This window comes from Bacillus sp. FSL L8-0654, assembly GCF_038629965.1.
GTDB lineage: Bacteria > Bacillota > Bacilli > Bacillales > Bacillaceae > Bacillus > Bacillus safensis.
In genome coordinates this window covers 1,330,162-1,354,036 of sequence record NZ_CP152026.1, presented here as the reverse complement: position 1 = coordinate 1,354,036, position 23,875 = coordinate 1,330,162, and the positions used below count along the sequence as shown (strand labels likewise).

The following is a 23,875-nucleotide window of genomic DNA, read 5'->3' as shown; positions in this document are numbered from 1 at the left end:
ATGTATCATATCATACCGTTTTCAGGTAAATCGCTTCTTTTATTGATATTACGAAATTCGTTTGATGTCACGTTCAGTTCTTCCTCTGAAACGATGCGCACTTGAAGCTTTTGAAGCAAGTCTTTAATGGCTAATTGATTCTCTTTTAAACACGCGCGAATAAACGGCAGAGAGCGGCGGTGATAAAACGCAAATAAAGGCTGTAATCTGCCCTGATCAAGCGGGATGACGGCGTCTGCGTGCTCGCTGCAATAAGACGATAACACTTCCGCTGTTTCCTTCCGTATGAAAGGCATGTCACATGCCGTCACTAAATACCAATCTGCCTTTTGCTTTTGCATCGCCGTATATATGCCGGCAAGCGGTCCGCATCCGCGCACCTCTTCATCATCTAACCACACACTTTGTTCACCTCTTGCTTTGAAAAAAGGAAGAAGCGATGGATGGCTGATGATGACCGTCTGCCCTTCTAAAAGCTGCTCTTTCACATGCTCATATAATGGTTTCCCTTGATACATATGACTTGCCTTTGGCTCTCCAAAGCGTCTGGAAGCGCCTCCAGCTAAAATTACATTCACTACGTGCATCCTCTAAGTCCTCCTTTGATATGGTTGTTCTAATCGCACTCCTTTCGCATACTTTATTGGTAACATGAATAAGGAGGGTCTATCGATGAACAGGCGTCATGCTTCTCCCCTATTCCATGATTTATCTCAAGAGAATTTATACTTAAAAGCTGAAACTGCCAAATATCAACAAATGATCTCTGATTTACAGTCCTCATATACGTATTCTAAAAATAAGAAGTTAACTCAAGAATATCATGAGATGAAAAAGGATTTCACGCAATTAAAACAACAATTGGATGAAATGACCAATGATCAACACGATGCTGCCTCAAAAATACAGGATCTCTCCTACAGCAAATCAGAATTATTACATAAAATGGTCCTTCTCCATGAGATGCTGCAAAAGGAAACCTATCATAGAAGAAAAGAAACAGAAGAAAAACACAGGCTGCATTTGAAAGTTGTCAAATATAAAGAAATCTCTCAACAATTAAATGAACGGATAGAGGATCAAGATAAACGACTTACAAAAGAGAAAAAAAAAGGAAATACTTTATCCGCAGTGATTGAGAAGCTGCAGCAAACATTGGGCAATAAAAACGCAGAGCTCCATGTATTACAGGAAGGCGTCAGACATCTTCAAGAGCGTTTTTATGAAACACAGGAGAAATTACTGCAAATTGAAAAAGCAAAAGAAGCGATTTTTTACGAAACACTCACAAGCTATCAAAAACAGTTAGCAGAAAGCGAAGAATGGATTGCATCTCATTTTGCTGATATTGACCAGTCAGCACAAACAAATGCACAGCCATTCTCACGAGACCGCATCCTGCAAACGACAGAAGAAATCGAACCGATCTTGAAGAAACTCAACGAACAAGTTCAAACACTTCAGGAACAAGTCGATGCAGTGCAGCGTAATGGAGAGGTCATGACAGTCAAAATCGACAGCTTCAAAAAACAGCGTGATCATCTGCCCAAGGAACGCAAAATTGTCTATACAGTTGATCAAAAGAAATAATTCTCAAAATAAAAAACTGCTGGCTTTTATGCCCAGCAGTTTTTTATTTATTCGTCTTCTGTTTGAATGTCGCCTTCTAAAATATACTGTCCGCGATAAGGCTTCTTCACTTCAGGGTACATTTTAATTAAGCTTTGCATAAACGTTGTCATATTTGGGATTTCAAGACCGCTCTCTTTTTCGATCTCTTTTTGAAGCTCTGAGCTTTTAATCGCTGCATTATGACGCTTTAACGTTTTAATCGCAGCTTCACGAAGCTTCGCTGCCTTAGAGCCAGGACGAGCTGTGCCTCTTCTGCGTCTTGTCGATCCTTCAGGAATACCTACAGGCGCACCGTTTAGCTGTCCTGTTCCTAAAGATGATGATTGTGGTTGTGCCGGCTGCTGGTAGCTTCTCATTTCTTGCGCAGCAAGCTCAGCTAATACAGGCAGTGAATCCGTCTTTCTCTCTGTACGTACTTCTTTTTTTGTATCTGACACTAGACCTGTTCCTTGACGGTCTAATTCTCTTAATTTTGCATAAATCGCATCTCGCTCAATTTGATATTCACGGATGACCTTTACTTCTGCCTCGTTTAATTGTTCCAATCGTAAACGTAACGCTTCCCTCTCATTAAACAATGGATTTCCCCCTCATCATATAAAAAATATTCTATAGTAAATATTAGATTAGAAAACTAATTTTATCAACTATTTTTTTATCATTTTACAGTTTGCTAACAGATAGGTATTTTCAACTAAAATTTTGCCAAAGAGGAAAAATCGGCACCCATTTCATTGCCACTATAGGCTTTTGACAAACCTTAAAATATTGTAAAAAAATTGAATAAACGCTTATACTACTTGATTTATATAGTTATTTACCTAACTGAAATTTCTTTTGTGCAAAAACGTTCTGAATAGTAAAAAGTTAAAATCTTTACATTTTCATTTCAAAACAAAAATGTAAATAGGTCGTTATACCTTTTTGTTTCAGGGATATTTTTTAATAAACTCCCTCATTTTCTCTTTTCTTAGGAATAACACCTACATAAAAACTCATCCGAAGCCATATGCTTCCTAATTTTGTCCATGAAAAAACCCCCATTTATGGGGGAAAAGCTTATTCTGCAGCCTTTTCAGACTCAGAAAGCACTCGATTGACACGTTTTTCAAGCATTTTCATTCCGCTTCCGCCGGCTTGGAAGTGGCGCAAAGCACCTGTTTTATCAAATACATAATATGCCGGTACATATTCGTTTTCAAAGGCTTCTGTTAAGTGATGATCACTGTCCACAAAGATTGGCTGCGTAATTTCATGCTCTTTCGCAACTTCTTTGATTTTTTCTAGATCTAGGTCATCCTCTGAACGAGGCATATGAACTGCCACAACGTTTAGTTGATCCTTGTATTCATCACGGAATTGATTGACTTGAGGCATTGCCTCTTTACAAAGATGACAGCTGACTGACCAGAAATGAATCAATGTTGGTTTGTCACCAATCAAATCTTCTTTTGTTACTTCTCCATTTAACCATTCTTTTGCACCAGTTAGTTCTGGCATTGGTTGACGTAATTTCATTATGAAGCGCCTCCATCCATTGTATGTGTCGAAACAAAAAGGTCTAACATCAGTTAGACCCTCCTGTTTCTTCAGTTATCAATTAAAGTGTTTTTTGACCAGGTTTCCAGTTCGCTGGGCAAAGTCCACCAGTTTGTAGTGCTTGAAGAACACGTAATGTCTCATCTACATCACGACCGATATTGTTGTGGAATACTGTTTGGTATTGTAGTTCGCCTTCTGGGTTAATGATGAATAAACCGCGAAGAGCAATTCCTTCTTCTTCGATTAAAACGCCGTATTCTCTAGATACTGTGTGGTTAGTATCAGCAGCTAACGGGTATTTTAATTCACCTAGACCATTATCTTTACGGTCTGTATTAATCCAAGCAAGATGCGTGTGGATTGTATCAGTAGATACACCAATGATTTCTGCATCTAAATCTTCGAACTCGTCATAACGATCGCTCATTGCTGTAATTTCAGTTGGGCAAACAAATGTGAAATCCATTGGATAGAAGAAAAGAACTGTCCATTTGTCATTCTTCATGTTTTCCTCTAAACTTACTTTACCAAATTCCTTGTTAGCAAGTACTGCTTCCATTTCAAAACGTGGAGCTTGTTTTCCTACAAAACGCTCTGCCATATGTAAATCCCTCCAAAAAATAATATCTTTATACAGTCTTCTTAGCTGTATATAAAATGAGAATCAAAACTTAAAATTCTCATTTAGTTAATAACTTCACAATTACAATTATAATACTTATGCGATTTTTAGTCAATATTAATTAATAATAAATTTAATTAACGATTTGTCACAATTCCTGCTCTACTTATCAAAAGTTTAACATGACTTGCATAAGGGAACAAATGATTAGCTTCTCTTTTAGAGCATACATAGAAAGGTTTTGAAGATTATGAGAGCATTTCAACAAGTAGATTGGGTTTTCATTATCCTCAATAGCAGTATGATTTTGCTAAAACTAGTCGCCATTTTTGCCATTTACTTTATCATCAGAGCCATAGGAAACAAGATGATTAAGCGCGCCTATTCAACATTCGCTGAAAAGCATGAAGTCTCTTTATCAAGAGCTCAGACACTGCAAAGTTTGACGTTAAATATTTTCGCCTACTTATTGATTTTTATTCTAGTTGTGATGATCCTCGACTTATTTCATTATAACCCGACCGCTTTGCTGGCAGGTGCGGGCGTTGTGGGACTTGCGATTGGTTTTGGCGCTCAAGGGTTAGTGAGTGATATTGTGACCGGATTCTTTATATTATTGGAAAAACAATTTGATGTAGGAGAATATATAACGGTCGCGGGCTTTGATGGGATTGTCGAACAAATTGGCCTAAGAACCACGCAGCTTCGAAGCTTTGACGGCACCCTTCATTTCATTCCAAATCGCAGCATACTGAATGTGAGCAATCATTCAAGAGGGACGATGCAGGCACTCGTTGATATTGAGCTGTCACCGGATGAAAATGTGGATCAGATGATCACAGCCCTCCAAGCTGCCTGTGATGAAGTGCGGGAGGAAACTCCGCAAATTATCGAAGGTCCTCAAGTTGTCGGCGTAGAGGCGTTCGGTTCCTCTTCCCTTGTGCTGCGCATCATAGCGAAAACTGAAACAATGGAGCAATGGCGAGTGGAACGAATCTTGCGCAAAAAAATGAAAGAAGTACTCGATATAGAAAAAGAGCAAAAAGAACCGGGATCATAATCTACCGGTTCTTTTTCTTGTTTTATTGAACACGCTGTTCTACTTCTTGACAAATTTCATCAGCCGTCATACCTGATGCTGTAATAACAGATGCCTTTGTTGTTGTGTCTGAAATGCCAAGAACATTTGAATCTAGTCCTGTGACGACATAACAGTCACACTGATCCATTTGCTGTTCATTTTGAATACGTACGACATCATACCCTTTTTGCTTCAATAGTTCTTCTACATCGGATAAAGATTGTTCTACACCAATTCTTGTCATAATCAAGTACACCTCCTGTTCATAAGGTGTACAGGAGGCAGCTCGATTATTCATTCGCCAGCTTGCTTTTTAAAATAAGCCGTCATGACTTTCACAGCTGTTTCAATCGCGTTTTCATCAGGCTGGAGCTTTGCATGGTGCAGGCCGTATTCTGAATCGACCCCTAACCAAAACATGAAGCCGGGATACTTTTTCAGCATGTACCCAAAATCTTCTCCTGTCATGGCTTCTCTGCATTCAATCACATTTGCTAGCCCTTCTTCGGCTACATATGACATAAATTCCTCAGTCAAATCCTTTGAATTGTCCACTTCGTAATAAGATGAAGGATATCGAACGGTTGCCTTGCATTCGTAGCCAATTTCAATGCCTTTTGCCAATGCTTCAATTCTCTTTCTCACCTTGTCCATAGACTCTGGGGATAATGTGCGAATGGTACCGTCAAGCTTTGCATGCTGCGCAATAATATTTTGAGCCGTTCCACCGGTAATTGTACCGACTGTAATGACCGCACTATCAAGGGGGTCGACATTACGCGAAATAACCGATTGCAGCTGACCTACAAGTGCACTTGCAGCAACAACCATATCATTGGCTAAATGAGGATATGCAGCGTGTCCGCCTTTTCCTTCAAGCTCAATCACAAGCTCACTCGTATTGGCAAATAACAAACCAGGCTTCGTAGCAATTGTTCCAACAGGATATTCAGGTGCGATATGCAGCGCTGTAATAAAATCTGGCGTCCATTTTTTCAATACATCACTTGCAAGCATCGGTTCAGCTCCGCCTGGACCTTCTTCTGCCGGCTGGAAGATAAATAATACGTCTTCTTTGATCGGTTCATGGACGAAATGATCAATGATACCAAGTGCAATGGTCATATGAAGGTCATGTCCACATGCATGCATCTTTCCTTCATGCACAGATTCAAATGGATACCCTGTTTCCTCAGGAATAGACAGACCGTCCATGTCTGCACGATAAGCAAATACGCGCGTTGGATTTGTTCCCTTCACTTTCACAAAAAGCCCAGTTCGCCACGTTTCAATCTCAACTCGATCTTTTGAATAGATATTAAGGTGCTGAATGAGATACGCTTGTGTTTTAAATTCTTGGAAACCAAGCTCAGGGATTTGGTGTAAATCTCTTCGAATGGATATTAATTGCTCACGATTTAACAAGTGAACTCACTTCCTTTCTTCTATACGAATAAGACGTGGATATCTCATCCACGTCTTTGTCTTCAGCTGCGAATTATATGAATTAAAGCTGACGCAGTTCTTGTTTGATTTCAGTCTTACCTTTTGTTTTCTCATCAATGTCTTTGATTTTCTTAGCAGGTGTACCTGCTACAACTGTGTAAGGCTCTACATCGTTTACAACGATTGCACCAGCAGCTACTACTGCACCTTTACCAATTGTCACGCCTTCTAGAACAACAGCGTTCGCACCGATGACAACGTCATCTTCTACAACAACTGGTTTAGCAGACGGCGGCTCAATGACTCCTGCAAGAACAGATCCAGCACCGATATGACAGTTCTTACCTACTGTCGCACGGCCGCCAAGCACCACGTTCATGTCAATCATCGTACCTTCGCCGATCACAGAACCGATATTAATAGAAGCACCCATCATAATGACTGCATTATCACCGATTTCAACTTGGTCACGAATGATTGCCCCTGGCTCAATACGGGCTTTAATGTTTTTCAAATCTAACATCGGAATTGCAGAGTTGCGGCGGTCATTTTCCACGACAACATCTTCAATTTTATCTTTGTTAGATGCTAGCGCTTCTTGAATTTCGCTCCACTCACCGAAAACAACTCCAGTGTTTCCTGTGATGAATGTTTTTACATGTTCACCAAACTCAATACCTTCTAAGTCACCTTTGATATAGACTTTGACAGGTGTTGATTTTGTACTATTTTGAATAAATGAAATAATTTCATTAGCGTCCATTTGTTTCATGTATGTATGTCCTCCTCTTAATTTATACTTCATTACTGTACCAAAGGAGTGTTTTAATGACAAGTGAAAGAGTCATCTCCGCAATGGAAAATAAAACAAGCGGGACCGATTATCCCGCTTCTTGCTGGTGAAGCTGAACAAATTGTCTGCCAAAAGATATTAATTCGTCTTCTTCCTCCCCTTCTGGATTCAGCTCAATCTTAACTGAGGGCAGGACAATGTCACCGCCAAGCTCCTTCACTTTTTCTTCAATTAGGTCAACAGCTCCGCAAAAATGTTCGTAAGATGTATCGCCAGAACCAAATACTGCAAATGCTTTTCCCGTTAAATCAAGCTCTTCCATTTCTTCATATAAATCAATAAAATCATCCGGAAGATCGCCATCTCCCCATGTATACGCACCTAACATAATGTGCGAGTAATCATTGAGCAGCTCGGCATCAATATCCATCGCTTCATGCCGGTCTACGCTGGCTCCTGCTTCCGTTATACCTTTTTCAATTAAATCTGCCATCGCTTCTGTATTTCCAGACATCGTGGCATATACCAATAAAACCTTTTCTGTCACTTTTTCTTCCTCCTTATCAATGAATCAATGCAGGCTCCTCATATGGCCTGACAAACTTACTTTCATATAAACCCGCACAGAAAAAGTTTTCGTTTTGATTGGCTACACGAAAACCATGTCCTTTGATCGTATCAAACCATTTGAGCTCTTTTTGCTCAATATCAAGCTGATACACTTTAGAAAATCCGTGTTCGTCTTGTGAGGTGGTCACATACACAATGCCATTATCCTCTGACACATCCAAAAATGATTCTTCTCTAGCAAAGGCCTGTGATTGAATATCATGCAAAATATTTGTATGTAAATCTAATATTTGAACAGATCCTTTTTTGCCTTTTTTTGAACCTAACGCACAAACAAGAAGATGTTCATGACAGAGCAGCATAGAAGCTGTCATGCGGTGCTCCTCTCTGTTTAGAAGAAAAATATGTTCTCTTTGCAAGTCATACACCCATATTCCTCCGTGAACCTCATGAATCTGTGTTCCAATATAAAGATGGTCACCTGCAGCACATAAAGAACGAATGACCGGCGGATGATTCACATGAGCAAATGGCTTCATAATTTCCCAGGAAATTCCGAAATCATTTGACACATAGATACTATGTTTTCCATGCGCACACACAAATCCATCTTTGCGTCCTGTAATAGACCAAACGACTGCATTTGTTGGAAATGAAGATAACGCCCATGTGTTGCCTTCATCTCCTGATCTAATTACTGTGCCATTTTCACCAACACCGAATAAATAAGGACCAATATAGCTGATCGCATGGATTTTATGCTTGAGCTTAAACAGCTGCTGCCATCCGCTCTCCACACTATAGTGAAAAATACCTTCACGTTTTACAGCAACAAAGTATCCACCGCTTTTAGATGCTGCAACGGCTGTTGCTCCTTTATGAAACATGATTTTCAACTCGTTTCTCAGATAAAGCAGCCCACGTTAAAAAGCTCGCAGCAAATTCCTGACAGCACGCCACATCTTCATCTGTATCCGGTGCAAGCTCCATTTTTAATGTTTCAGGAAAAACAGATGCACCCGTTGATTTCAGCATATCATGGAATGTATGGACAGCCTCGCAAAACTTCGGATAGCTGTAATCACCCGATCCAAAGACAGCTGCTTTGATGTGGCTAAGTTCAAGAGTAGAGACCTCTTCATAAAAATCCTCTGCTTCATAAGGCAAATCTCCATCACCCCATGTATAAGAACCAATGAATACGTAATCGTATGAGGAAAGGTCTTCTGCATTCGTATCATCAAATTCCATCATTTCTGTATCGATCCCTTTTCCTTCAAGTGTTTGCTTTAAAATCGCTGCCATATCTTCCGTATTTCCAGACATACTCGCAAATGCAATTAGTGCTTTCATCTATCGGTCACCTCATCTAAATGATAATCATTTTCAATTATTATATGTACACTTTAAATGATAATGATTTTCATTGTCAAATGATTTTATAAAAAAAGTACCTCCCTATTCCAAGAAGGTACTTACACGGCATCATTCTCAAGCATTTCTTTAACCACACTGACAAAAGCTTGCACCTGTTTTAACTGAAAAGACGCTTCATAGCCTAGCAGCCATGTGTCACGGCCAATTTGCTCTCCGTTCACATCAACAAGCGGTGTTTTATAAACACTTTTTTCGTGGTCATATAAGGTAACAGAAGGCAAAATGGCGTAACCGATGCCGTGGTAGGCCATTTGTTTACATGTTTCAATTTGGTCTACTAAAATCGTCTGCTTTGGAGACACTTTAAACTTTTGGTGCCACCAGTGCTGGATTTCCTGATAATACGTGCTGTCGCTTTTAAATTGGATAAATGGCCGCTCTGTCTTGATTAATTCATCTACGTCCTTGATCACGGAATCGACTAAATATAAATGATCTGTCATCAAGTATTCCTTTGTCCCCTTCCAATCAGGGTTACCGCGAATGATTCCTATGTGCACGTGGTCTTCATACAAGCTTTTGAGCATTTCACTGCTCCAGCCAGTAACGAGTGATACTTTGGCATTTGGATATTTTTCAACATACCGTTTTAACACCTTTGGCAGCCAGTGCTGTCCAATAATCGACGCCACCGCAAGCTTGAGTGTACCGTGAATATCACCCTCAAGTTCATCAATTCGCTCTCTCACTCGATCCTGTTCAACCGTCACCTCTTTTGCAAATTGAATAATCTGTTCACCTGCCGAGGTCACAGTCAGCCCCTTTTGTGAACGAAAAAAGATTTTGGTTCCCCATTCCTTTTCGATCGTCTGCAATCTTTGAGATAATGCAGGCTGAGAGACAAAGAGCCGCTCTGAAGCCTTTCTCATATTCAATTCTTCACTTAGCACAACAAGCATATGTAATTCCTGAAGCTGCATGGGCGTCCCCTTTCTCTCTATAAGTTTTTCTTATTTTATATGCTCATTATATAAATTTTAACTTATGAAGGCAAAAAAAATAAGCTGGGCTGCAGCTCATTTTTTTGCGGAATGAATGACCTCATTTAAGCGCTTTAATACAACTCGTCGAGTAAAAATGCCTTCAAAGACCTGCTCCTCATTTTCTACACAAACAAATCCATTATTCGTCACAGCGTGAACGCCTTTTAGTACAGGATCTGTTGTTTTAAGTCTCGGAATATCCTTCAGCATGACTTCTTCAACCTTCAACTGATCGAGCTTCTCGAATTCGATTCGTTCTAAACCGAAGATTTTATCCATAATCATATTCGTTCCAATTAACCCGTGTAAATGATAAGAAGCGTCTAATACCGGTATAGCTGTATATCCTGTTTTTGTTAGAACCAATAGGGCATGCTCAAGGTTATTTCCAATTTGGACATGTGCGACTTTATCTGCATCAATCATATGCTCGGCTACTGTGGACTCAAGCAATTGAGTCGGTTCTATCTCTATCATGTTTCTTCGACCCCTTTTCTCTCAATCATCAATCATACATTCCCCATTACGATTAAGCATAAACTAAAACGAATTTTGTCGAAAGATTTTTTCTGCATAAAAAAGATACTCAGCCCCCGAGTATCTAATAGAATGTTAAACCAATATTAATTCTCAAACCTTACTCTGTCATACAATGTGATCAATTGCTTATACGTATTGTCGTCGACATTTTTTGTTCCACATTCTATATCATTGATCTCACTGCTTAGTAATTCGACAGCATATTCCTGATTCAGCAATACGTTTAATAATAGCTTTTTCTCTTCTTCATTAAAACGATTTTCGATGACGCTCATTCAACATCAGGCCCCCTGTTTCATATATGCTTTTATATTGATTAGCAGGCTTTTGAATGTCTGCTTCCTCTCTATACAGCTAGAATAAGGAACTAGAATCGAATCGTCAACCGCACGTTTCGACAAGGTTTGGAGAAAAATGACGGAATTTATTTTGTGTATCGATTGGCATAGCAAAATGCTGCATATGAGTCGGGTTTTATTTTTGCTTCAATTCCCATAGCTGTGATCATTCCGGTCATTTCCTGAATCAGCTCTTTCGTACTTCCTTTTTTGCCAATATCCAGATGGGCTTCAAAACGAAGGTCTGCCCCTTCCTCAGCAAACGGAAGAAGCAAATCCATCAGTTCTGTTAAAGGCCCCTCAAGGATGTCTGCACATACCTTTTGGCTAAACGCTGTCTCTAATGAAATTTTTTCTCTAAGACTTTGCACAGGCCTCTTGATCACTTGTTGTGTGAGACAGCCCCATGCTCCTTTGCCAATCCGGTGGAGATGAATTGCAGTCATAAATGTTGTGACATTTTGATTGACCTGAGAGTCCGTACCAATTGATAACACATAGGCGGATCTAGGGTCTTTTCGTATAAAGTCTTTCATTCTCATGACGACATCAGAAAACGCTAAATAGTCTTCAGAAAGATTGTAGAAAAAAGAATCACTCACTGAAAGGAACTCCTTTTTAATGGTCTCTTATCCGAAAAATGCGCTGATTGATCATCTTCCATTTGTACATCTCATCTATGATGATACATGTATGCTGCCGCAATAAACGAAGGAATCCTCAGAAAAAACATTTCATACGATTCAGCTTAGGATTGTAAAAGCTCAAAAATCTCAATCGAAATCATATCAATGTTGTCAAATGGGAAAGTATTTGGCTTATCCCCTTGTTGAAAAACAGTCAATTCAAACGTTTGATTCTTTTCGAAATACTTAACACTACAGATTTTCTCACCGTTCACTTCGAAATAACGCTGTGCCGGCTCGTTTGCAGCTTCTGCTGTCTCTTGAAGACTTTGCAGCCTTGTAATGATACCCATTAATTGTGACATTCTAAAAAAAGACTCCTTTCAAAAAAACAACTCAAGATGAACCCGTATTGATTATACACAAGTCCTACAAAGCATCATACCATAAAGTGTTCTCAGATGATATTTTTCCTCTTGAATTCAAAAAAAGAAAAAGAATCTGTTTTTTTAGTTTGAGTCTTTTTTCTCATCTCATGCATCTTGATTTTTATAAACCGGCCGATCTCATCAGCCGTTTAGCAATTTCATCAAAATCTTCTTTAGAAATGCCCGGAGCAAACTCTTCCGGTAATTCTCTATAATCTGGCACAGGTGCACCTTGAGGGGTGCCCTCAATGACTGTCAGCGGCTTTCCATCAATCGGGTGGCTGCCTTTCCAAATTTTATTGATATCCTTGTAGTCCGTATCACTAAATGTGTACAGCTTTGTATGAACATTCTGGTCTTCAAATTTCCTCGCTGAATCAAAGTATTTGTTGTCGAGATTTGGGATTGGCAGCATCTTCCCTACATCTACTCCTGTAGCGACTTCAAGTGCCTTTGCATATGCCACAACATGCACACCGCCTCTGACAAGTAAATAACCGATCATCTCTCTTGCTGTAGGATGGTCCGTCATTTCATATACGCGCATTTTGTGCGTACGTGCTCCACATTCAAGAAAGAAATTATGGAGGAGATCAAGAATGAGGTTGCCACTTGAGAACACATTCTCTCCGGTCCAAGGTTTTGCCATTGAATCAAACGGATAGCCAGTTTGAGCTGTTTGAATAAAGTGCTGTGTATTTCGTTTATCGACAGCTGCCTTCATCGGCGTGGTATCTGGATCCCCGCCATGTGTCGTTCCTGTAATCATAAGATTGATGGCTGTGGTCACGAGCTCGACATGACCGAATTCTTCAGCCGTAATACTGGAGACGAGATCATAAAACGGTTTGAGTTTTCGTTTTCCTCTAAAGTTAAAGGATTGAAACATGTAATTATTTAATGTGGACATTTCACCGAATTTCCCGCCGAGTAATTCTTGCACAGCAGCGGCACCATTTGCATCTGGGTGATCTGGTCTTGGCAAATCAATGAGCAGCCGCATGTCACGTTTGATCATGATGTTTCCCTCCTACCGTCTAACTATCATCACTTAAGATGTATGGAGAGTTCGGGCTGTCCTATGCATGAAGGGAAAGATTGAAGCACAAAAAAAACTTGGCGGGGGTAGCGCCAAGTTTTTTGGATCTTGATCTGATAGAGGGGTTGGGGAACAGAGAGTAGCTTCTCTCTATAACTAAATGATAATGATTATCAGTTTCATTGTCAACCATTTTTTATTTCTTTTTTCATCTATCAAAAAAAGCAGCCTAAGAGGCTGCTCAGATTGTTGACAAAGGGCTAAAATGCCTTTTGTTTACATTTCAGCGTGATAGAAAACCTTTCGTGAGCACTGGCACACAGGACTGACAACGAATGCGAGAGTTTGTCTTCACGCTGTGCCTTCAAATTAATCCATCTTGCTCATATAAATAGGCATACGGAAGGTCTATAAACAAATACATATCTCCCTCTAAAGGATAAGAAAACGTGCGTATCCTCTCACCTGTTTCTAAATCACTGTAAATATCGCTGAAAAATCCTTTCCCGCTAATTCTCATTTGAAGAATATTTGCTAGGAAATAAGGGCGCCAGCTCCAGTTTTTTTCGATATACTCCGGCTGAAACAGCCATTCTTCTTCTTTTTTAAACACATTTCCAGTGATTTGAAAGCCTTCTTCATTACACATATAAATCCGAAAGCTGCAATCTGTTAGTTCAAGTGCCAGTTTTTGAATGAGCTCATCATTTGTGCTGCACGATTTCTTTAAAGTCGTAACAGCTTGATGAATTCGTTTATAAAATGTTTCAGAATGTTCGTAGACAGCTTGCAGCTTCTTTTTCTCATGGGCAATAAATTGCTGGAATTCTTCTCTAAGCTGATCTTTTCTGTGGCTTCGGTCGATTAATTCTCCTGAAGGCTCATGAAGATAGAACCCTTGAAAATATCTCCCGCCATTTCTCCATGCATACTGCAGCTGGAAATTTGCTTCTATGTCCTCATAAATTAAGGCAGCTCCTATTTTTCTTGCAAGCAATGAAATGCTGTACAAGACATATTCATAGGAAGGAGATGGCGCCGATGCCTTTAATGCCTGTAAATCTATTTTTAATAAATCAGGTGAAAGCAAGGCAATCCGGTCCAGATTACTGCTTTCTTTTCCTATATTTGAGACGGCGATTTTAATCCCATATGTACGATAATACGTTAACGTATGGTATAGCTGTTCAATGTCGCCGCTAAACGTATGCTCTGCAAACTCAATAACAAATCGGTTAAGCTGAATGCCCCTTGCTTCATATTCCTTTAAAAGTTCTAAAAAGCTTTCCCCATGATCCAGCATGAGGATATTGGCATCATGATTAATAAAAATGAGCAAATCGTCATCTGCTGTGGTGAAGTGATCAAGTGCTTGCGTCAATACTTTGTGATCTACTTCCAATTTATATTCGTCAGGAATAGATGAATCCGTAAAGAAGGAGCCTAGGCTGACCGTTTCTGACTCAAGCTTCATTCTTCCTAGAATCTCATAGCCTATCACTTTTTGCTCTTCCGCACTGAATATTGCTTGATAGTGCGGGAAAACATCTTCAATATTCGTTAAAATATCCAATGGATCGACCATTTTCATCACCTGCTTCTCTCTTTGTGTGATTATACCACATCAAAAGCAGGTCTTACATCGTCAATCAGAATGGTGATTGGTTGAGCCATTGTCCCCCATCCATCGTGATACAATCTCCATTTATATAAGACGCATGCTCCGACAATAAAAAGCTCGCAAGCGCTGCAATTTCCTCAGGTGTGCCTAGTCTGCCAATAGGAACACTATCTAATGTCCTTTGCGCTGCCTCTTCAGATTCCCATAGTTTATCTGCACCGCCTGTTCTCTCGATTGGGCCTGGTGCGATGGCATTGACGCGAATTCGATATTGCTTTCCCCATTCAACAGCAAGCGTTCGAGTCAGGGACAGCACGCCGGCTTTTGCTGCCGCCGAATGTGCCACTCCTACACCAGCACCCCATGCATAGGTGGCCACCATGTTAATCATACTTCCCCTTTTCTTTTGACGAATCCAGTAATTGCCCACTGCATGGCTGCAAAAAAATGTACCATTTAACACAATATCAATGACAGCCTTCCAGCCGTTAGGTGACAGTTTTTCTGCTGGCACTAAAAAATTTCCTGCTGCATTGTTAATGAGGGCATCGACATCACCAAATGTATCCACTGCAAACTTAACCATTTGGTCAGCATCCTCTGGGTTTCGTACATCCATTTGGAAATAAGCAACCGATCCGCCCTTCTGCTTCATTTCTTTTGCCGTTTTTTCCAGCGTCTCTTCCGTTCTACCAGTAATCACGACATTCCAGCCTTCAGCTGCCAAATGAGCAGCCATCGCCTTCCCCATACCGCTTGATCCCCCTGTGACAATCACTGTTTGTTTCGTCATTTGTTCTCCCCCTCTGTGTCATTTGAATGACTATTCATTCATTATTGTCTATCATATCATGATTGACCCTCGGTGCACCATATGGGAGATTATCCAAATATGATGCTATACTTAATTTTATTTATAAAGGAGTCTTATATGAAGCAGCTTTCCCGCAGACAATTTTTAAAAGGAGCAGCTGGTGCGAGTATTCTCGGTTTTTTGGCTACAAGTTGTGGATATGGATATGCCAGGTACATTGAGCCGCGCATGATCGATACCGTGTCACTGACCATTCAAGATGCTCAGCTTCCAGCTTCATTTGATCAGTTTAAAATAGCCCAATTTAGTGACGTTCATTTGAGTGATACATTCGCTGCGAAGAATCTAGAAGCCATCGTCCAGAAAATCAATGCTGCATCTCCAGATCTCATTGTGTTCACAGGTGATCTCGTTGATTTTCAAGCATCCTCTGAAGAGCATGAAAAAGCGAAGGCTTATTTGAATAAGCTTCATGCTCCGTTCGGTAAGCTTGCCATCTACGGAAATCATGACTACGGACCATTTGGCGTGGAGCTTTATGAGAAAACAATGGAGGCTTGTGGATTTACTTTATGTAAAAATGATGTGTTTCTATTAGAAAAAGATCATGCGCATATTCAGATTGCTTCACTGGATGATCTCATGATGAGCGTGCCTGATTACGATTTGATCAAACGGGAAGTATCAACTGATTTATTTACATTACTGCTCGTCCATGAGCCTGATGCCGCCTTAGAGCTGAAAACCACACCTATTAACTTGCAGCTTTCCGGGCATACGCATGGCGGTCAAGTGCAGCTGCCTTTCTATGGACCGATTCTCACAGCACCTTACGGCCGTACATATGTAGAAGGTTTATACGGCAGTGATCAGCACCGCATCTATGTCAACCGTGGACTTGGAACAACGCGGCTGCCGCTTCGGTTTTTAGCCAAACCCGAGTTAACCTTTATCACCTTGACATCTCGCGTATAAATAGAAGCCAAACCGCCCTCTCCTGCATATGTATAATCAAAGATCTTTCTCATGACAAATGTTAGGAGAAACCTTACGGGGCCTGATTCCGTCCATATAGTATGTCAAGCGACGGCATCATGGCTTCTTTTATTTGAGTAAAAGGAGTGTGCTTTGGTGCTTCGATACACGGTGAAAAGCGGGGAAACCCTTGCTTCTATAGCACTTGATTTTCGAACAACAACAGATGCCTTAAAGGCTGCAAATCCGTCACTTCAAGCTCGCGAGCCCGAACATAATGAGGTCATCATTATTCCTGGTTTGCCGGATCCTAATACGATCCCTTACCGCATCTTTGTTTCGATTTCAACGAAACGTCTTGTTTTGTTTTCTGGATCACAGCTTATTCGTTCGTATCCGATTGCAACAGGGAAAATTTTAAATATGACACCGACAGGTTCTTATTATATTGTCAACAGACAGCCAAACCCAGGAGGTCCCTTTGGCGCTTATTGGCTGAGCCTCTCAAAAATTCATTACGGCATTCACGGTACGAATAACCCGTCTTCAATTGGTAAAGCTGTTTCTAGAGGATGCATTCGCATGTATAATCAGAATGTCATCGAGCTTGCTTCACTCGTTCCAAACGGAACACCTGTGACCATTAGCCAGTAGATGAAATCAATTGTACGAATGGTTAAAATTTTATATGATATAAAGTGGGATCTTCAGGTTAAGGAGCGTATTTATGGATATTTTTAAAAACAGAAATTTTGTTCGTCTCTTTTTTGCGGCACTTGCTTCGCAAATGGGGACAACAGTAGGCAATATGGCGTTTGCCTTTTATTTGCTCGACCATTTTAGTCATCAGCCCGCATACGCCACATTGGCTGAGCTTATGTATTCTCTTCCTACTGTCTTTGTCTTTTTTATGGTCGGTGTGGTCGCAGACCGGTTTGATCGTAAAAAAGTCGCAGAGAATTGTGATTGGATACGAGCTGGGCTGACGATTGTATTATTCATCGTTATTTATTTTAATTCACTGCCACTTATTTTCTTGATCTTGTTTATTCGAAGTGCCATTACGAAATTCTTCTATCCAGCTGAAGCTTCTCTCGTTCAGGCCATTTTAAATAAAGATCAATATGCAAAAGCCGCTGGCTTAAATCAAATGCTGTTTAGTTTATTTATGGTATTTGGCGTTGGACTCGGTGCCATTATGTATAAAACGATTGGTCTTCACGGTGCCATTACAATTGATTTAGTCAGCTTTATTATTTCAGGCATCCTGATTCGTTCATGTAACATTCCAATTGAAGCGCGTCAGCCAAATGGACAAGCTGGCTGGAGAGGTATGACCATTAAAACGTCTCTGAAAGATTTTAAAGAAGGCATACTGTATATTTTAAAAAATAAATTATTGGCTTCTTTAATTTTTGGCTTTTTTGTTTTCGGTCTAGTCAATGGCGCATTTGCCGTTCTTCCGATGTTTACAATGAAATATGGACTTTCACCGGACCATTTTGAGCTGCATACATCCTTCTTTACAATTGCGATCGGTGCAGGATTGCTCGTTGGAAGCTTAATGGGCTCTGTCCTCGCTAAGAAGGTAAAGATGCAATATCTCATGTCGATTCCAATTCTGGTCGCAGGTATTTTGATTTTTGTCCTTGGTTCTACCCATACATTATGGTTGTTTTATGTCACATCATTTGTCATTGGTACATGCATTGGCCCAGTCAACATTGTCATTGGCGGCTGGCTGCCTAGAATCGTCCACCCTCGCCTGATGGGCCGTGTGTCAGGATGGGTTGATCCGCTTACTATGTTTGCTCAATCGATGACATTAGGTCTGATTGCTGTATTATTTCCAAAACTCATCACAAATGTTTCTTATATTTATTACGGAATGGGCTTTATTATTTTACTCGTTTTCCTTTTTTACTTCATTACACTGCCAAAGTTCAGCAGAGAAGCTGCCGACTTAGACGTGCAGCGTGAACTAAAGGGTCAGGGAGTTCAATAAGTAAATAGCAAAAAGGACTTTCTTTTCGGGAAAGTCCTTTTTGCATGGCTGAAACATCCTTCATTTCATTTCCTCTGCCCATAGAATCTGCTTGAAACATGCATAAATAAATCACATTTACCTCGCTTTACTCCCCCTCCATCCATTTAGCACCTCTCGTTTTGTTTTGTTGATCCATTTTTTCTTGTTTTTCACAATAAAATTCCTTTACATCATTAAACGTTTTATAGTAGGATAGTCAGGTTGGAGGTGAAAGAAATGCTAAAAAGTTACTATTTTATTCATACAAAGAATGAACAGGGACAGTTTGTTGTACATACAGAAGATTGTGCATTTTTAGGTGATGCTGCAAGCCGTACATTGATTGGCATGCATATGAATGGGGAAAGCGCCATGAGCGAAGCCAAACAAATGACGAATGAAACGGACTTTAATGGTTGTTTTTATTGCGCTTATTCTATTCATACAAAATAATTCATCTGCTTACATCATATAAAAAAATATCATTTGAGAAACTACCCATTTTAATAAATAGGTAGTTATCATGAACTAATAGTTCACTTCATTTATATTTCATTCAGTCAATTCTTCTTATCATTCCTTCTATTGTTCAACATCCATCCCTCTCATTTTTTCGGCTGATACAATGCCAAGAATAAAATCATATAGACAATACAAGCTGTCCCTATCCATTGGAAAAGTCCGAATGGCTCTTTTAACCAGAAAACAGTCGTAACGACTGCTGCAAGGGGCTCAACACTTCCAATTAAGCTCGACTCTTTTGGTGATAAGTATTGCAAACTTTCTATGTAAAACCAAAAAGCGATCATCGTTCCAAATATGACCACAAATAATAAATAGACATACGCTTCAAAAGGTAAATGAGTGAGATTAACCTTCCAAGGAGGATGGAACAAGCTAAGGGCGCCTCCTCCTATCAGCATTGCCCAGCCGACAATCACTAGAGAGTCGAATTGTTTTAACAGGCTGATTGGATATAACGTATAAAACGAGAGCGCCACAGCCGATAATATTCCCCACATCACTGCCGCAAATGGAACGGTTAATGTTGAAATAGAACCATTCGTCAATAAGAAAAACATACCTGCTAAAGCCAATACCACTGTGACTAGATCTCTTCTAGTGAAGGTTGATTGCCTGCGAATGACCAAATACACGATAATCATAACAGGGGCTGTATACTGAAGCAGCGTTGCCACAGCAGCATTTCCATGTTGAATGGATGCCATATAAGTATATTGAACAGCCAGCATCCCCATTAGTCCAAATAGAAGGATTTGCATCGCTGTCCTCTTCTTTTGCCACACACCCATCAGATGTGTTTTTTCTTTTGTCATCACATGAACAAATAAAAGCAATCCCCCTGAGATGAGCAGCCGGACCGTCACAAGCCAATTGACATCAATCCCATATTGCTGAAACAATTTTTGTGAAATCGTTCCTCCTACACCCCAGCAGATGGCGCCTATGAGTACAAGTAAAATGCCCTTTCTCCTATTCATTTTCATTCTCCTCAATTCTTAACAAATCATGATAATATAGTTGATAGTAGTTCACTTTGTTACATATTGATATATTAATTGAACATAAAAATAAAAGAATATTGAGGAGAATTATGCACAACCATCATTTTCTGATTGACTACAATCTGAAAGAATTAACGGAGCATTCCACGACAGCATGGCCTATTGCTCTTTATCATACGAAGATTCGTCATCATAGAAGCGGCTATATTCCTCTTCACTGGCATGACGAGTTTCAATTTGTCTTTATTTTAGAGGGTGAGGCTGAATTTCATATCAATGAAGAGACATTATATGTAAAGCAAGGAGATGGCATTTTCATCAATAGTGGCTGCCTGCACATGGCAAAAGATGCGAATGGGACGGCATGTACTTATGTTTGTTTAAATGTCTCTCCCTACTTCATCACAGCGAATGAATTATTCACCACTTTTGTCCATCCTTATATGCATGCGAGCCAGACAGCTTATATTTTACTCAACCAAAAAGATCACTGGCCTAAACATATTTATCAATGTATTCAAACCATTCAACAATTAATTGATGAAACTCCAGTCTATTATGAACTTGAACTCAATATTCAGCTCATCACCATTTGGAAAAGCTTATTACAAAATGGCTTCCAAATGAAACATGATGCGCGTAAACACGATAAAAATGAACGGATGAAACACATGCTGAATTGGATTCATCAGCATTATCATGAAAAGATCCTTCTCCAAGATATTGCTCGTGCAGGACAGCTTAGCCGCTCAGAATGCTGCAGATCCTTCAAAGACATTTTAAAGAAATCACCTATGCATTATGTAAATGAATATAGAATTCAGCAAAGCCTCATCCTGCTTCAAGAAACGGATCTCACTATCACAGAAATCGCTTACCAAGTAGGCTTCAACAGCACAAGCTATTTTATCAATTTGTTTAAAAGAATAAAAAATACGACACCTTTAGCATATAGAAAATTAAAACAGCTGGATCTTCTCCAAATAAAACAGGTAGAGGAAAACTGATGGCAGATAGCTTGTTTACTAAAAAGCAGAAGGTGTTTTAGACCTATCATGAATGGCAATTGTAAATACAAGCGATGAGAATCCCATCGCTTTTTACAATAACTCTATTTGCAATTTACTAATAATAATCCAACACGTTACCAAACGTACGTTCTAAACTATTTAAAAGTATTGATATGACTGACTTCCTCCTAATTCGCATAAATTCCACCTTCTTAAAATCAACTTGATAGTATTCTCTTCGAGAAGGTTTGGGGGAGGTTTCTTTATAATGGACAGACGTAAAAGGAGCGCACAATGAACATAAACAAAATAAGATCATTCCTTTATAAAACATCAAAATACCTGGGTGACGTCAATGTCATTAAAAGGGGTACCGTATCATGGACATGCTGCGGGTAAAGCATCCGGCAAGCTAATGAAAAAAATATAAATAAGATATCCGAGGTGGTGATTTCATGAATGATCTTGAGAGGAAACTATACAGGATCATCTATAATATGAGCAGGTTTCGCAAAACCCCACAATGGAGGACTTCCATTAGAAAAGCCGTTAGAAATCTTATGTCAAGAAATGAACTGGCGTGGGATAAGGAAAAGCAGGAATGGCGGTTCAATAAAAAGAAGCCCCTTGAAAAGGGCTTTTTCTTTTATTAATGGAGTCTAGTTCTCCTAATGCTTAACCAAAGTAGCCGTTTTCTGCGGTTTGAAAATCATTTGAGGAATTTATATGCACAGTAGTTGTAATACCCATTAATAAGGTAAGGCTTAAGATTATTACTTTCAGTTGTTTCATTCAATTTCCTCCATCCATGACAATTTTTTGGCTTGTGATTCCAAACCATCATCAAAGTATTTAGATGCCAACTTGTGATTATCCTGCTTTTTATAAAATTTTGCAGCCATGATTGACAATTCAGCGGCATCTGTCCAAAGATTTTGATTTTTCAGTGCATTTAAAGTTGCATCTAGTTGAGCTTCATCACCTGTTATATAAATTGAATGTATGATGTTTAACTTAGCAATATACGCATTGTCAGATAATTCATTCGCTAACTTGAGTGACTCATTGTATGACTCCAGCCCTTCAGCTTTTTGATCTAACTGGAAGAGTACACGCGCTAACATGTAATTTGTACGCATATACAGTGTTTTGTGTGGCTTTCTCAATTCAACCGACAAGACATTCTGTAAACATTCTAAAGCTTGCTGGAGCTTTCCTTGCCGCTCATAACATATCCCGAGATTGAAATACCCTAGCGCTTGTGGCAAATCAACTTTAGATTCTGCTGCTAAATTAATAGCATCCTTAAAGGTTGATTCAGCTTGTTCAAATTGGTTTAAATCCATCTTATTTGATGCAATTACCATTAGAGTAGTAGCAACCCGACTCTCTTGTAAATGTGCTGATTTAAAGCTTTCTAAAGCTTTTTTGGCATGATTGATTGAGAAATGATTTTGTGCAATTTCGTAGTATGCAATCGAAAGTTGATAATTAAATTCAGCACGTTCTAACTCGTCAGGAACGTTTCGAAGGCGGGTTTCTGCAATATGATAATAGTTAATAGCGTTTGAAAAGCGCTTTTTATAAAACTCATACATGCCATTGAAGAAGAAATAATAGTACTGAATCATGTCATCGGTTTTCTGCTTCTCTTCAATGTCTATTTGCTTCAATAAAGCTTTTGATCCTTCAAACTCCTGCGCCAACATTTTGTACCTGGAATCAATCAAGTTAAAGTATAATAAGACATTTTGATCTTCTTCCATATTTTCAAAGGCTTTTACGATCTCTTTTCTCTTATTTTCAGCCTTTAGTATGTCCTGTTTCTTGATATATCCGTACCAATCACCAATCATCATAGCAACAAATGGGCTTGCTACTTTTTCTGCCAAACAAACCTCCCCCTATCCCTTCCTTTATTTTCCCTATAATTACATATATTATCATCCGTTTAAAAAGTTCACACCGAAAAGAAACCGCAATTTCCCATAGAATAAAATGGTATTTTAGTCTCTGTTCTAAATTTGTTGAAAAAGATAAGATAGTGTCGCAAGACTATATTTTCCATAGGAGGAATTACATGAAAAAAAGGGCGTTGTTTATTATTTTGTTGTCCTTGTCTCTGGTTTTGACCTCTGTTCCCCCAAGTTTTGCGGCCGAGAAAAACACCTCAAAAGAAGAAAATGATTTTAAAAATCACGAAGAATTCACCGTAGAAATTGACGGATTGAAAACGAATATAAAAACAATGGAAAACACTTCTCAACATGTGACCACTTTTAAAACTGAACTTGGTACTATCACCTATACTTCTAACAAAGAAACAGGTCATAGCTCTGTTTCTAGTAACTATCTAAACTCTGACGAAATAGCAGCAATTGAAGAACAAGTAAATAAAATTGCGAATAGCATTGTATTAGAAAATCAAATGAATCCAACGATCACTAATTCACTTGAACAATTAGCAAATGATGATTTCACAACACAGAAACAGAAAGGAAAATGGGTGTGGTCAAAATATGATCACTACCGTGTTACAGTAGAAGGAAAGGCAGCTTTAGGAGTAATTGCAGCCGCAATTTTAAACCGTATTCCTTATGTTGGTTGGATTGCTACTGCTGCTGCTCAAATAATGATTCAATTGAAATTGAAAACAGGTTACTTCTCAGCACGTTGGGCAACTCGAGCCGACACTGATATTTGCTATTTGTGGAGAAAGAGACATTTGAAAATGTTCTCGGACAGTAAACGAAAAAATAAAAAATTGGACGAAGTAGGGTCGGCAGGAAAAGTTTATATGTGTGGAACTGGTTGAATAAAAAAAGC

Annotated in this window: 29 protein-coding genes; 9 read left to right on the top strand and 20 right to left on the bottom strand. The window is 39.4% G+C overall.

From position 1 onward, the window contains the following. Nucleotides 1-5: 5 nt before the first annotated feature. Entirely contained in the window at nt 6-587 is a 582-nt protein-coding gene (locus tag MHH65_RS06865; RefSeq protein WP_024426873.1) for a molybdenum cofactor guanylyltransferase, read from the bottom strand. A gap of 85 nt (nt 588-672) precedes the next feature. On the opposite strand from MHH65_RS06865, the gene MHH65_RS06860 reads away from it, so the two are divergent. Then, nucleotides 673-1,590, top strand: coding sequence for a hypothetical protein (locus MHH65_RS06860; RefSeq protein ID WP_024426872.1), 918 nt, complete (start codon nt 673-675; stop codon nt 1,588-1,590). A 47-nt stretch (nt 1,591-1,637) separates the two neighbouring features. On the opposite strand, the gene rok is transcribed toward MHH65_RS06860, so the two are convergent. The 3 genes from rok to ahpA form a co-directional block, all read right to left on the bottom strand. Beyond that, nucleotides 1,638-2,210: a transcriptional regulator Rok gene (rok, locus tag MHH65_RS06855; protein ID WP_024426871.1), complete on the bottom strand. Its 573-nt coding sequence runs from the start codon at nt 2,208-2,210 to the stop codon at nt 1,638-1,640. Nucleotides 2,211-2,691: 481 nt separating this feature from the next. Beyond that, nucleotides 2,692-3,150: a TlpA disulfide reductase family protein gene (locus MHH65_RS06850; RefSeq protein WP_024424727.1), complete on the bottom strand. Its 459-nt coding sequence runs from the start codon at nt 3,148-3,150 to the stop codon at nt 2,692-2,694. Between the two features lie 82 nt (nt 3,151-3,232). Then, a complete protein-coding gene (ahpA, locus tag MHH65_RS06845; protein WP_003211758.1) occupies nt 3,233-3,775 on the bottom strand; it encodes a biofilm-specific peroxidase AhpA in 543 nt (180 codons plus the stop codon). Nucleotides 3,776-4,046: 271 nt separating this feature from the next. Here ahpA and MHH65_RS06840 point away from each other — a divergent pair, with 271 nt between their 5' ends. Then, nucleotides 4,047-4,856 carry a mechanosensitive ion channel family protein gene (locus tag MHH65_RS06840; protein WP_024426870.1) on the top strand — a complete coding sequence of 270 codons (810 nt, stop codon included), beginning with the start codon at nt 4,047-4,049 and terminating at the stop codon, nt 4,854-4,856. A gap of 22 nt (nt 4,857-4,878) precedes the next feature. On the opposite strand, the gene MHH65_RS06835 is transcribed toward MHH65_RS06840, so the two are convergent. The 14 genes from MHH65_RS06835 to fadH form a co-directional block, all read right to left on the bottom strand. Beyond that, nucleotides 4,879-5,121: a YkuS family protein gene (locus MHH65_RS06835; protein WP_024424725.1), complete on the bottom strand. Its 243-nt coding sequence runs from the start codon at nt 5,119-5,121 to the stop codon at nt 4,879-4,881. A 50-nt stretch (nt 5,122-5,171) separates the two neighbouring features. Further along, nucleotides 5,172-6,302 carry an N-acetyldiaminopimelate deacetylase gene (locus tag MHH65_RS06830; RefSeq protein WP_098676853.1) on the bottom strand — a complete coding sequence of 377 codons (1,131 nt, stop codon included), beginning with the start codon at nt 6,300-6,302 and terminating at the stop codon, nt 5,172-5,174. A gap of 82 nt (nt 6,303-6,384) precedes the next feature. After that, the gene (gene dapD / locus MHH65_RS06825; RefSeq protein WP_342497900.1) at nt 6,385-7,095 is read right to left on the bottom strand and encodes a 2,3,4,5-tetrahydropyridine-2,6-dicarboxylate N-acetyltransferase; all 711 of its coding nucleotides are present in this window, start codon (nt 7,093-7,095) and stop codon (nt 6,385-6,387) included. 109 nt (nt 7,096-7,204) lie between these two features. Further along, on the bottom strand, nt 7,205-7,630 hold the full coding sequence (locus MHH65_RS06820) for a flavodoxin (RefSeq protein ID WP_029706705.1): 426 nt from the start codon (nt 7,628-7,630) through the stop codon (nt 7,205-7,207). Between the two features lie 49 nt (nt 7,631-7,679). Then, nucleotides 7,680-8,573, bottom strand: coding sequence for a hypothetical protein (locus MHH65_RS06815; RefSeq protein ID WP_024426867.1), 894 nt, complete (start codon nt 8,571-8,573; stop codon nt 7,680-7,682). Next, nucleotides 8,563-9,039 (bottom strand): flavodoxin, encoded by a 477-nt coding sequence (locus MHH65_RS06810; RefSeq protein ID WP_024426866.1) that lies wholly within the window; start codon nt 9,037-9,039, stop codon nt 8,563-8,565. The genes MHH65_RS06815 and MHH65_RS06810 overlap by 11 nt, the downstream gene beginning before the upstream one ends. 122 nt (nt 9,040-9,161) lie before the next feature. Further along, nucleotides 9,162-10,043: a LysR family transcriptional regulator gene (locus MHH65_RS06805; RefSeq protein ID WP_098676852.1), complete on the bottom strand. Its 882-nt coding sequence runs from the start codon at nt 10,041-10,043 to the stop codon at nt 9,162-9,164. 96 nt (nt 10,044-10,139) lie between these two features. Further along, the gene (gene cbpB / locus MHH65_RS06800; RefSeq protein ID WP_024424720.1) at nt 10,140-10,583 is read right to left on the bottom strand and encodes a cyclic-di-AMP-binding protein CbpB; all 444 of its coding nucleotides are present in this window, start codon (nt 10,581-10,583) and stop codon (nt 10,140-10,142) included. Between the two features lie 146 nt (nt 10,584-10,729). Then, complete coding sequence (abbA, locus tag MHH65_RS06795) at nt 10,730-10,921, bottom strand: antirepressor AbbA (protein WP_003210802.1); 192 nt, start codon at nt 10,919-10,921, stop codon at nt 10,730-10,732. Between the two features lie 149 nt (nt 10,922-11,070). Continuing rightward, nucleotides 11,071-11,586 carry a ribonuclease H-like YkuK family protein gene (locus MHH65_RS06790; RefSeq protein ID WP_048238789.1) on the bottom strand — a complete coding sequence of 172 codons (516 nt, stop codon included), beginning with the start codon at nt 11,584-11,586 and terminating at the stop codon, nt 11,071-11,073. Nucleotides 11,587-11,732: 146 nt separating this feature from the next. Beyond that, nucleotides 11,733-11,975, bottom strand: coding sequence for a DUF1797 family protein (locus MHH65_RS06785; protein ID WP_003212254.1), 243 nt, complete (start codon nt 11,973-11,975; stop codon nt 11,733-11,735). 184 nt (nt 11,976-12,159) lie between these two features. Next, nucleotides 12,160-13,056 carry a manganese catalase family protein gene (locus tag MHH65_RS06780; protein WP_048238787.1) on the bottom strand — a complete coding sequence of 299 codons (897 nt, stop codon included), beginning with the start codon at nt 13,054-13,056 and terminating at the stop codon, nt 12,160-12,162. A 385-nt stretch (nt 13,057-13,441) separates the two neighbouring features. Then, nucleotides 13,442-14,662 (bottom strand): EAL-associated domain-containing protein, encoded by a 1,221-nt coding sequence (locus MHH65_RS06775; protein WP_098676943.1) that lies wholly within the window; start codon nt 14,660-14,662, stop codon nt 13,442-13,444. 64 nt (nt 14,663-14,726) lie between these two features. Continuing rightward, complete coding sequence (gene fadH, locus MHH65_RS06770; protein ID WP_098676851.1) at nt 14,727-15,491, bottom strand: 2,4-dienoyl-CoA reductase; 765 nt, start codon at nt 15,489-15,491, stop codon at nt 14,727-14,729. 138 nt (nt 15,492-15,629) lie between these two features. Here fadH and MHH65_RS06765 point away from each other — a divergent pair, with 138 nt between their 5' ends. The 4 genes from MHH65_RS06765 (at nt 15,630) to MHH65_RS06750 (ending at nt 18,966) form a co-directional block, all read left to right on the top strand. Beyond that, a complete protein-coding gene (locus MHH65_RS06765; protein ID WP_024426861.1) occupies nt 15,630-16,487 on the top strand; it encodes a metallophosphoesterase in 858 nt (285 codons plus the stop codon). Nucleotides 16,488-16,643: 156 nt separating this feature from the next. Beyond that, nucleotides 16,644-17,141: a L,D-transpeptidase family protein gene (locus MHH65_RS06760; RefSeq protein WP_024426860.1), complete on the top strand. Its 498-nt coding sequence runs from the start codon at nt 16,644-16,646 to the stop codon at nt 17,139-17,141. A 73-nt stretch (nt 17,142-17,214) separates the two neighbouring features. Continuing rightward, nucleotides 17,215-18,492, top strand: coding sequence for an MFS transporter (locus MHH65_RS06755; protein WP_024426859.1), 1,278 nt, complete (start codon nt 17,215-17,217; stop codon nt 18,490-18,492). A gap of 258 nt (nt 18,493-18,750) precedes the next feature. Then, the gene (locus MHH65_RS06750; RefSeq protein ID WP_098676850.1) at nt 18,751-18,966 is read left to right on the top strand and encodes a hypothetical protein; all 216 of its coding nucleotides are present in this window, start codon (nt 18,751-18,753) and stop codon (nt 18,964-18,966) included. Nucleotides 18,967-19,118: 152 nt separating this feature from the next. Here the strand turns inward: MHH65_RS06750 and MHH65_RS06745 are convergent, their stop codons facing one another. Then, nucleotides 19,119-20,015 (bottom strand): EamA family transporter, encoded by an 897-nt coding sequence (locus MHH65_RS06745; protein ID WP_041117239.1) that lies wholly within the window; start codon nt 20,013-20,015, stop codon nt 19,119-19,121. Nucleotides 20,016-20,128: 113 nt separating this feature from the next. Between MHH65_RS06745 and MHH65_RS06740 the strand changes: the two genes are divergently transcribed. Next, nucleotides 20,129-21,046 (top strand): AraC family transcriptional regulator, encoded by a 918-nt coding sequence (locus MHH65_RS06740; protein WP_098676849.1) that lies wholly within the window; start codon nt 20,129-20,131, stop codon nt 21,044-21,046. Nucleotides 21,047-21,504: 458 nt separating this feature from the next. Beyond that, a complete protein-coding gene (locus MHH65_RS06735) occupies nt 21,505-21,702 on the top strand; it encodes a hypothetical protein (RefSeq protein WP_098676848.1) in 198 nt (65 codons plus the stop codon). A gap of 135 nt (nt 21,703-21,837) precedes the next feature. Here MHH65_RS06735 and MHH65_RS06730 read toward each other — a convergent pair whose 3' ends face one another. Beyond that, nucleotides 21,838-22,941: a Rap family tetratricopeptide repeat protein gene (locus tag MHH65_RS06730; RefSeq protein ID WP_255290948.1), complete on the bottom strand. Its 1,104-nt coding sequence runs from the start codon at nt 22,939-22,941 to the stop codon at nt 21,838-21,840. Between the two features lie 188 nt (nt 22,942-23,129). Between MHH65_RS06730 and MHH65_RS06725 the strand changes: the two genes are divergently transcribed. After that, a complete protein-coding gene (locus MHH65_RS06725; RefSeq protein WP_098676847.1) occupies nt 23,130-23,864 on the top strand; it encodes a hypothetical protein in 735 nt (244 codons plus the stop codon). The last annotated feature ends 11 nt before the right edge of the window (nt 23,865-23,875 follow it).